Raw genomic sequence first — 1,309 nt, forward strand, 5'->3', positions numbered from 1 at the left:
GTTTTTTCTCTGGGTTTTGTCGTTCACAAACTTTGGTCGGTGGGTGAGCGACTTCTTTTTATTATAATTATCAAGGTGTCCAGCGCGTCCAGCAACGCTTTCTTGTCGGTGGTCGGCGGGACCAGCAGGCCGGCGATCCCCGAGAAGGCGACCAGGCCGATCCGGGTGCCGTCCTCCTGGGCCCGGACGAACTCGCGGGCCGCCTCGGTCGCGACGGCGAGCCGGTTGGGCGTGATGTCGGTGGTGCACATCGAGCCGGAGACGTCGATCGCCAGCAGGATCGACGTCGAGTTGGACGGCACGGCGAGCGACGCCTGCGGCCGTGCCAGACCGCCGGCCAGCGCGAGCAGCCCGGCCAGGAACAGGTAGACCGGGATGCGCCGCTTCCACGAGGTACGCCCGGGCAGCGCGGCCCGGATCAGCGCGATGCTCGAGACGGTCACCGCGGCCCGCTTGCGGCGCCGGTTCAGCCACCACCGGGCCGCCAGCAGCAACGGCACCGCCAGCAGCGCGACCAGGGCCCAGGGCCAGCCGAACGACATCAGACGATCCTCCCGTGCCAGCGCAGGCCGAGCAGGGCGCCCGCCATGAGCAGCAGCAGGCCGGCGCCGGCGAACGGCGCGGTCAGCTCGACCGGCTCCTTCTTGGTGGTCAGCCGCAGGTCGATCGCCTTGGTGGTGTCGGCCAGCGCCTGCGCGTCACCGGACTTCTGGTACGCGCCACCGGAGACCTGCGCCACCGTGGTCAGCAGCGTCTCGTCCAGCGCGGTGCCGAGCTGGAAGCCGTCGACCTCCACTGTCGCCCCCGCGGCGGTGCCCACCCCGACGGCCTGGATGCGCACCCCGGCGGCGGCCGCCAGCTCGGCGGCTGCCTCGGCGTCCGGGCCGCCGGTGTTCTGGCCGTCGGAGAAGACCACGATCGTCGCGGACGGCCAGTACCCGAGCTCGGGCACCGGCTCGCCCTCGTCCGGCAGGTCGACCGGCTTGCCGGTGATGGTGCCGAGCGCGACCAGGATCGCCTGGCCGAGCGAGGTGCCGCCGCCGGGCTTGAGCCGGTCGATCGCGGCCAGCGCGGCGGTGTGGTCGTCGGTCGGGGCCTGGGTCAGCAGCGCCTGGTCGCCGAACGGCAGGACGCCCACGTCGACCGTGTCCGGCTGCTGCTCGACGAACGCGGTGGCGGCGGCCTGCGACGCGGCGAGCCGGCTCGGCGTCACGTCCTTGGCGCCCATGCTGTTCGAGACGTCGAACGCGAGCACCACGGTCCCGGCCACCCGGGGCACCGCCAGGTTCGCCTCCGGCCGGGCCAGGCC

General features: G+C 72.3%; 2 protein-coding genes. Both read right to left on the reverse strand.

Going from position 1 to position 1,309, the window contains the following annotated elements:
- Nucleotides 1-23 precede the first annotated feature (23 nt).
- Nucleotides 24-542, reverse strand: coding sequence for a VWA domain-containing protein (locus AB0M20_RS44080; protein WP_364307514.1), 519 nt, complete (start codon nt 540-542; stop codon nt 24-26).
- Nucleotides 542-1,309, reverse strand: a 768-nt coding sequence (locus AB0M20_RS44085; RefSeq protein WP_364307515.1) for a VWA domain-containing protein, incomplete at its 5' end; no start/stop codon positions are given. The genes AB0M20_RS44085 and AB0M20_RS44080, both read right to left, overlap by 1 nt.

The sequence above is a fragment of the Actinoplanes sp. NPDC051633 genome, assembly GCF_040681735.1.
Taxonomy (GTDB): Bacteria; Actinomycetota; Actinomycetes; order Mycobacteriales; family Micromonosporaceae; genus Actinoplanes.